Consider the following 8,276-nt stretch of genomic DNA (forward strand, 5'->3'; position numbering starts at 1 on the left):
GCATGAAGGGCTGGTACGCGTCCGGCAGGAACTGGCGGGGCATGTTGAATTTTCCAGCGTGAATTTACTGGATAAGCAGTACAACGTGCCTGGGCCCTTCGATGCCATATTTTGCCGTAACGTAATGATCTACTTCGATAAAACGACGCAACAGGACATATTGCACCGTTTTGTTCCACTTCTTAAACCAGATGGGCTGCTGTTCGCAGGTCATTCAGAAAACTTTAGCAACCTCGTGCGCGAGTTTAGCCTGCGTGGACAGACCGTGTATGCGCATGCGCCAGGTAAGGATAAAGCATGAGTAAAATCAGGGTGTTGTCGGTTGATGATTCTGCATTGATGCGTCAAATCATGACCGAAATTATTAACAGCCACAGTGATATGGAAATGGTGGCGACGGCGCCAGATCCGTTGGTCGCCCGGGATTTAATCAAAAAATACAATCCCGACGTACTGACACTGGATGTGGAAATGCCGCGCATGGACGGTCTCGACTTTCTTGAGAAGTTGATGCGTCTGCGTCCGATGCCGGTCGTCATGGTCTCTTCTCTGACCGGTAAAGGTTCAGAGGTCACGTTGCGGGCGCTGGAGTTGGGGGCGATTGATTTTGTCACTAAACCGCAGTTGGGGATCCGTGAAGGGATGCTGGCCTACAGCGAAATGATCGCGGAGAAGATCCGCACTGCGTCGCGGGCAAAACTGGCGGCTCATAAACCCATGGCAGCACCAACGACCTTGAAAGCAGGGCCATTACTCAGTTCGGAAAAATTGCTGGTGATTGGCGCCTCAACCGGAGGAACAGAGGCAATTCGCCATGTACTCCAGCCATTGCCGCTTTCAAGTCCAGGTATTCTTATCACCCAGCATATGCCGCCAGGATTTACCCGCTCGTTCGCCGAACGTCTGAACAAACTGTGTCAGATCACGGTGAAAGAAGCCGAAGACGGGGAACGCGTTCTCCCGGGGCATGCGTATATTGCGCCCGGTGACAAACATATGGAGCTGGCGCGTAGCGGCGCGAACTACCAAATAAAAATTCATGACGGCCCGCCGGTTAACCGGCACCGGCCTTCAGTGGATGTGCTGTTCCATTCGGTGGCAAAACATGCGGGGCGTAATGCGGTGGGAGTGATCCTGACCGGCATGGGCAACGACGGCGCCGCCGGAATGTTAGCGATGAACCAGGCTGGCGCCTGGACCATTGCGCAAAATGAAGCAAGTTGTGTGGTGTTCGGCATGCCGCGCGAGGCCATCAATATGGGTGGCGTAAGCGAAGTGGTCGATCTTAGCCAGGTAAGCCAGCAAATGCTGGCGAAAATCAGTGCCGGACAGGCAATACGTATTTGAATCAGGAGTCTATTTTTTATGGCGGATAAAGAGCTTAAGTTTTTGGTTGTGGATGACTTTTCCACCATGCGTCGCATCGTGCGTAACCTGCTCAAAGAGCTGGGGTTCAACAATGTTGAAGAGGCGGAAGACGGCGTGGATGCGCTGAATAAGCTGCAGACTGGGGGATTCGGTTTTGTCATTTCCGACTGGAACATGCCGAATATGGACGGCCTGGAACTGCTGAAAACCATTCGTGCAGATGGCGGAATGTCTTCCCTGCCAGTGCTGATGGTCACGGCAGAAGCGAAGAAAGAAAACATTATTGCGGCAGCACAGGCAGGCGCCAGTGGTTATGTCGTTAAACCGTTTACGGCGGCGACGCTGGAAGAAAAACTCAATAAGATCTTTGAGAAACTGGGCATGTGAGGGTGTGATAATGATGATGCAACCACAAATTAAACCTGCTGACGAACACTCAGCAGGGGACATCATCGCGCGCATCGGCAGTTTGACCCGAATGCTGCGCGACAGCCTGCGCGAACTGGGGCTGGATCAGGCTATTGCCGAAGCGGCGGAAGCGATTCCCGATGCCCGCGATCGTCTCGATTACGTTGTGCAAATGACTGCACAGGCGGCAGAGCGCGCGCTGAACAGCGTGGAAGCTTCGCAACCGCACCAGGACGCGATGGAAAAAGGGGCCAAAGAGCTGACAAAACGCTGGGATGAATGGTTCGAAAATCCGATCGAGCTGTCTGACGCCCGGGAGCTGGTCACCGACACCCGTCAGTTTCTTGGTGACGTGCCCGGACATACCAGCTTCACCAATGCCCAGTTGCTGGACATCATGATGGCGCAGGATTTCCAGGACCTCACCGGTCAGGTCATCAAGCGTATGATGGATGTTATCCAGGAGATTGAACGTCAGCTGCTGATGGTTCTGCTGGAAAACATTCCGGAGCAGGGCGCTCGTCCAAAACGTGAAAACGAAAGCTTGCTGAACGGCCCACAGGTTGACACCTCAAAAGCCGGCGTGGTGGCAAGTCAGGATCAGGTTGACGACCTGCTGGATAGTCTCGGGTTCTGATTGTTGCGCGAGTCCCCTCAGGCCGCAGAGTAGGTCTGAGGGGAAAGTTCTCAGCGTAAATCCATTTTAACGGTCATGTTGCCTTCAAAGCTTCCTGGTTCCGGGCGGCTGGCGGTGGTAGAGACCGGCGCGGCCGTCATGTTAATTATGCCATTTCCCTGTTCATCCAGCGTAACCGGAAAGTCCACAGAACCATCCAGTACTACGTTCTGATTATTTGCATCAAACATTCTGATACCGAGATCGTTTCTGCCAATCAGTTTGGCGATGTAGGACTGACTACCCTCTACCACGCCCTGATCGGCGGTCAACGTCAGCTTAATCTTGTCGCTGTTGCTGATGGCGGGGCCGTCACAATGGTAGGCGATATCGACATCTTTCAGCGTATAGCCTTTTGGCGGTTGACCCTGGTTAACAAACTGACTGCTGATAATACTCCCCATATCAACCTCAATGGTGCTTCCAGCATTAATCGTACAACTGAGAGGGGCGGTAAGCTTACCGCTCAGCCAGATATTGGACACCAGTTGAGCATCGGTGTTGCGGCATGAACCATTTCCTGTATACAGACAGGCATAGCTTTGCACAACCAGCGTGGGGTCGATGATCTCTTCACCCAATATCGGTTTTTTAATGTACAGATAAAAGCGAATCACGCTGAGCTTGAACTTTCGTTTGACCGTTGCGCCACCGGTCGGTCGCGTTTCGTTGTTACAGACATCTGCCGTCCCTTCCGACAGTTTTTGGTCTGCCTTTTGACTGCCCATATTGCCGATTGGGGTCGGGTACTCGGTGATTTTGATCTCACTTAACCCCATGCCATCGGGATTGTCGATAGCGTCGTTAAATCCCGAAACCTTGATATCCAGGTTCTCTGTTAAGACTCCGTATCCACTGACGCCTGCCGTCAGCGGACTACCGGCGAAGTTGTATTCATAAATCATCGATGCTGATGTGGTATTGGCGGGACATGTGCAATTGGCTTCGATCTCAGTCCCGGTACCTGGCATGTAGCTTCCCGTTAAGTATGAATAATTTGTATTGTTTTCTGTGCTGCTGAGTTCATGCTCATATGACACTGAATAGTCAGCAGATGCTCCAAAGCAATTTGATAATAGCGTTATCGCAGCCTGGACTGAGGCTGGCAATATAAAGAGAACCGAGGTCAATACGACCGCAAAAATGTGGCGCATATATTATTCCTGTTTGCAAATGGCCTGAGTAGAGAGAATCCCTGCGAGATTCGCAGCGTGTTCGGGCTCAGGGAGGACCACGCTGGCATGGCATTGTTGTTCACGAGCCTTACCCCATTGAATGGTTATCGGAAAGGTCGCCGGAACCCCTGCGAGGTAGACGGTGCCGGTATCATCAACGATGCCGAGAATTGAGGCATTATCGACGGAGACCATTGCACCGAAAGGAATCACTTGTCCCCTGGCATTGGTGAGATGGAGAAGCGCCCGATAACCGATGTGCGCGACAAAGTTTGCCGCCACCGCTGCGCTACGGCTTGGAATGACGGTGGTGGCAGTTGCATCGGTATCAACATCATCCGGCAGACTGGTGGTATCAATTCGGATGCTGTTTTTCTGATACGGCGTCAGGGAGGGGATGACAGCATTACCCTGCCAGTCGGTGCGGACACCGCGCTGATTCTGAAAGCGGATGCCTTTTGCCCCTTGAGCAGAGACTATGGCAAACTGATCGCCCAATGGTTGAGAAAAGGTGATGCCGTGAGGATGGGCGACAATCGCGCCGCTGGCACCCAGATTCAACTGTTGCGAGCGGTCCGATGAAGTGTAATAGCCGGCGTTCAAACTGGCGTATTGCGAGCGGTAGCTGCTGTACAGACTGCTGGTATCTTCGCCGTCGTGATTGCTGTGGCTTTGCTGCAGGGAATAGCTCAGACGCTGATCGTCAAGTAGCGTGCCGTTCAACCCGATATTATGGCGGGTATAGCCATGTTTGCTGCTGCTGACGTTATAGGTCGACCATGCTTTGGGCAACCAGCGGCTGAGAGGCACGCTGAGTCCAAAGGCGATCATCTGATCGTCTTGTCGATCGCTGGTTTTACTGTAGGTATAAGTCAGATGATAGCTAATCCCATTTATTGTCGTATTTACTCCGGCAGACAGGCTGCGTTCAGTTTCTGAGGTTCCCCAGTAGTCCTGCTGATAACCGTTCAGGTAGATGCTGCTGCCCAGCAATGTTTGGCTGATGCTGGCCTGAATTCGGTTGCGTTTGTTATAGCTGAACATCAGGTCATCTTCATTACCGCTGTATTTCTTATTGGCATCACTGAAGCTGTAATAGCCCTGCGTAGAATAGCGATAGCTGGCGAGCGTGAAGTTGGTGGCGGTACGCTCGATCTTGCCCGAGTAAAGCAGGCGATACGACTGCCCGGAACTTGTTTGGTCATTATCCAGCGTGGCTCTGGCTGCCGTGACGTCAGCCGAAAGGGCGCCCAACTCGCCCAGTGCTATACCGATCCCGGCGTTCGCAGCCTGATAATCACCAGAAGAGGTGACTCCGCCGAACAGCGTTGCGGCATTGTTCAAACCGTAGATAAAACTGGCCTGGGCGAATTCGGGTTCTTTCTCGTCGCTGCTGCTGGCCGCCCGGTAACGGGCCGCGGTGACTTCGTATTTTATCCTGCCGGGACGTAACATCACGGCGGTGCTGGAGTAGGGTTGGGTAAAATGATGCTCCGTTCCGTCGGCTTCTTTTACCGTGATATCCAGATCGCCGCTGTTGGTTGTCGAGTAGAGATCGGAAATCTCAAAAGCCCCCGGGGCAACGTTTTGCTGGTAGATCAAATAGCCATTTTGCCGGATGGAGACTTCCGCATTTGAACTGGCGATCCCGCGTACAACGGGCGCGTAGCCGCGCTGGCTGAACGGTAACATTTCGTCATCGGAGGCCAGATTTACACCTGTGTACTGAATACTGTCGAAGACATCGCCACGGGTGCTGTTTTCACCCGCGGTAAACTGGCTGCGTAGCACATCAATATCATGCTGCAGATAGGTATTAATGGCATCCCAGGCATTGATGCTTTCAGATTTGCTCCAGGTAGAATAGTTGCGTACCCGCCACCCGCCCAGGTTAAGACCACTACGCAGATTGAGGTACTGGCTGTCAGAGGTATTATGGTTACCGTCACGGGTCTGTGAACCTGAATAACTGTAATCCGTAAACAGAACCGGTACGCCGTCATCCCACAGTGACGGGTCAATACCATCCCTGGCCGGATTCGCAATGGCGGCCTGCGGCATGCTGATATTGAGCGTCATCGTGGAAAAGTCGAGCGATGATGAGGCTTGCGGGATGTAATACCCCAGAGGGTGTGGGAGAGGTACATTCGCTGGTGCATCCGCAAGTGCTGGATAGTTCTCAATTTTAACGCCCCAGTGGCGCAGCATTTCCGGCGTGAACTGTGCCTGAAGCGTACCATCCGTGGCACTTGTATAGGTAACCGGTTCTTCACCCAGCAACGTCTTATTGAGCTGTAGCCGCGAAGGCCAGGTACCGGGCAGTTGCGCATTTTCGCGGGAGAAAAGCGACAAATCGATATCCTGTTGCGAGAGTTCGTTGCCCTCCAGTGATGAAGAGGAAAAGGAATATTCCCGTGCGAAAGCATGGCCTGAAACGACAAATGCAATGCTGAGAAGACCGCGGATTAGCAGCGACAGCCTCGAAGGAGCAAACGTAGAACGTCGCAACATTAACCCCCCTTGCTCAACGGGGCCGAGTATTGTTGCGAGGCATTTCCGTAGTCGGTAATGCAGTGCCAGGTAACCTGATCACCGTTAGCTTGCACGGGCAGCGGGAAAGTGGCGGTACTGAAAGGTGCCACCATATCCGCCTTCGGAAGTGAAACTGCGCCCAAGTGTAAGCTATCGAAAACCGTATAGAAGGCGTTATTATTCGTTATCTGTAACTGGTTACCTGAACGCACAAACTGTAACTTCTCGCAGCTTTGTGCCGGTGAACCCGTAATATTTTTAGGGCGCCAGAGCAGTTTGAGACGGGTTTTATAGATTAGCCGAAGAATATTTTTACTTTCATTTTCTTTGGCGGTAGCCGGAATAGTGCGCACGTTCATATAAAACAGCGATTCTTTATTCTCTGGCAGTGGCGTGCCGTTCCAGGTGATACGCAGGCTCTGCTCCTTTTGCGCATTGAGGCGAAAAAGCGGCGGGGTAACGATAAAAGGTCCGCGCGTCTTCTCATCCCCCGTATCGGTCCACGACTGAATTAACCATGGCAGTTGCGTGTCAGTATTAGTCAGCGCCAGCGCGACCTCTTTTTTGTTAGCGTCAAAAATAATCCGTGTGCGGCCAACCTGAATTCCACTCGCCGGACAAAAACACGAGTAAAAGAGAGGAGGGAATAATGCCACCATAATAAGGATGCGCATAAAATGGACCCGTAATAGGTTAAATATTATCGATGGTATTAAGCGCCTGGAAGTATTCCAGGCGTAAAAATAGAAAGTGTTAGCGATATAAAATATTAATTGTCATGTCCGCATCAGCCGGGCCAGCGGTGACTTCTTTTGCGAACGATTTATAGCGAGCCTGAAGGTGAGCCTGAATGGTATCGGTGGACTCTGTTGATAGCGGAATATAAACTTGCCCCTCTGAACCATCGAAGGCCAACAATGTTGTTGGTGAGTTGATCGGGCTAAGTGCAATACCCACTCCGGTAGCTGCCGTCTCTCCTGCGGTCGTGATCTGACTGACGTCAAGAAGCGTATTGGACTTGGTTAATGCGGTAGGGCCATTAAAGGTTAACTGCACGGAAGTCAGACCTTCAGTCGTCACCGGACAGTCAGTCAGTTTTATATCGACATCAACCAGATCTGTTTCTGTACCTACAGTGGTAAATAATGATGTCGGCCACGTACCCAGCGGTATAGTGCTGTCCGTACCATTATCTCCATCAATGACACAACTTGGTTCAATAATTTCTCCGGTAAAATGAATCGTCCCTGCATTCATTTCTGCGGCTAATACATTAAGTGAATATGCTGACAGCAGAGCAAAAAATACAGCGCTTTTCTTCATCTTCATGATTTGATAATCCCTGTAAGTGTTAATATTTTATTCCATAAAAATATGGGTGTAGCTCAACGGTAATATTATTCGGCCGCCAGTATACATGAGGTTTAATCGTTGTGGAGTAGGGTGGGGTTAAGTGGGTTATAATTAAAGCTTATGATTTTTTATTTTATTATTGAGTCTGAAGGGAATGATATATAATGTGATTATGTTAAGCATTTCTTATATTGCTTTCTTCTAAAACTTAGGCGGAATTGCTATTTTTTTATTCGATTTTGTTCTGTTAACAGAGTTATGTTCGTCTTTTTTTAATGTTTCTTAATTCAGAAATTAATAAATATTATGCTGTGAAAGCGATTTTAGCCGACGATGAGACGATATTGCGCAGGATCTATCCGCCGGGTAAACCCCGAAAAGAGCATGATTGCGCGGTTTTTTCTCGCCATTGCTTACGGACCATGCTGGCATGATAAGTCAGACGTAATGGGCAGCGAGCACGTACTGTGGCAGAAGAAAGCGACGACGACAAAACAGAAGCCCCCACACCCCACCGACTTGAAAAAGCCCGGGAGGAAGGGCAGATCCCCCGATCCAAGGAGCTGACTTCACTGCTTATTTTGCTGGTGGGAGTGTGCATTATCTGGATTGGTGGAGAGTCGCTGGCCCGCAGACTGGCTGGCATGCTGTCGGCTGGACTACGGTTTGACCACAGTATGGTCAATGACCCCAATCTGATCCTCAGCCAAATCATCCTGCTGATTAAAGACGCGATGATTGCGCTGTTGCCGTTGATTACTGGC

The 8,276-nt window shown here is 51.0% G+C and carries 9 protein-coding genes; 5 read left to right on the forward strand and 4 right to left on the reverse strand.

Going from position 1 to position 8,276, the window contains the following annotated elements; translation table 11 throughout:
- The 4 genes from KQJ18_RS19275 to cheZ all read left to right on the forward strand — a co-directional run.
- Positions 1–301 (forward strand): CheR family methyltransferase (locus tag KQJ18_RS19275; protein ID WP_275945698.1); only part of this gene is annotated, 301 nt, incomplete at its 5' end.
- Complete coding sequence (locus KQJ18_RS19280; RefSeq protein WP_038641470.1) at positions 298–1,347, forward strand: chemotaxis response regulator protein-glutamate methylesterase; 1,050 nt, start codon at positions 298–300, stop codon at positions 1,345–1,347. The genes KQJ18_RS19275 and KQJ18_RS19280, both read left to right, overlap by 4 nt.
- Before the next feature lie 18 nt (positions 1,348–1,365).
- Positions 1,366–1,755: a chemotaxis response regulator CheY gene (gene cheY, locus KQJ18_RS19285; protein WP_038641468.1), complete on the forward strand. Its 390-nt coding sequence runs from the start codon at positions 1,366–1,368 to the stop codon at positions 1,753–1,755.
- A gap of 13 nt (positions 1,756–1,768) precedes the next feature.
- Positions 1,769–2,413: a protein phosphatase CheZ gene (cheZ, locus tag KQJ18_RS19290; protein WP_038643245.1), complete on the forward strand. Its 645-nt coding sequence runs from the start codon at positions 1,769–1,771 to the stop codon at positions 2,411–2,413.
- 50 nt (positions 2,414–2,463) lie between these two features.
- On the opposite strand, the gene KQJ18_RS19295 is transcribed toward cheZ, so the two are convergent.
- The 4 genes from KQJ18_RS19295 to KQJ18_RS19310 form a co-directional block, all read right to left on the reverse strand.
- A complete protein-coding gene (locus KQJ18_RS19295; RefSeq protein WP_227410468.1) occupies positions 2,464–3,423 on the reverse strand; it encodes a fimbrial protein in 960 nt (319 codons plus the stop codon).
- Between the two features lie 186 nt (positions 3,424–3,609).
- Positions 3,610–6,138, reverse strand: coding sequence for a fimbria/pilus outer membrane usher protein (locus KQJ18_RS19300; protein ID WP_185655864.1), 2,529 nt, complete (start codon positions 6,136–6,138; stop codon positions 3,610–3,612).
- Complete coding sequence (locus tag KQJ18_RS19305) at positions 6,138–6,833, reverse strand: molecular chaperone (protein ID WP_150345122.1); 696 nt, start codon at positions 6,831–6,833, stop codon at positions 6,138–6,140. Before KQJ18_RS19305 ends, KQJ18_RS19300 begins: the two co-directional genes overlap by 1 nt.
- Before the next feature lie 79 nt (positions 6,834–6,912).
- Positions 6,913–7,488 (reverse strand): fimbrial protein, encoded by a 576-nt coding sequence (locus KQJ18_RS19310; RefSeq protein ID WP_087856046.1) that lies wholly within the window; start codon positions 7,486–7,488, stop codon positions 6,913–6,915.
- A 491-nt stretch (positions 7,489–7,979) separates the two neighbouring features.
- On the opposite strand from KQJ18_RS19310, the gene KQJ18_RS19315 reads away from it, so the two are divergent.
- The coding region (locus KQJ18_RS19315; RefSeq protein ID WP_216422520.1) for an EscU/YscU/HrcU family type III secretion system export apparatus switch protein at positions 7,980–8,276 on the forward strand (297 nt) is incomplete at its 3' end.

This window comes from Citrobacter sp. S55_ASV_140, from assembly GCF_018919505.1.
GTDB lineage: Bacteria > Pseudomonadota > Gammaproteobacteria > Enterobacterales > Enterobacteriaceae > Citrobacter > Citrobacter werkmanii.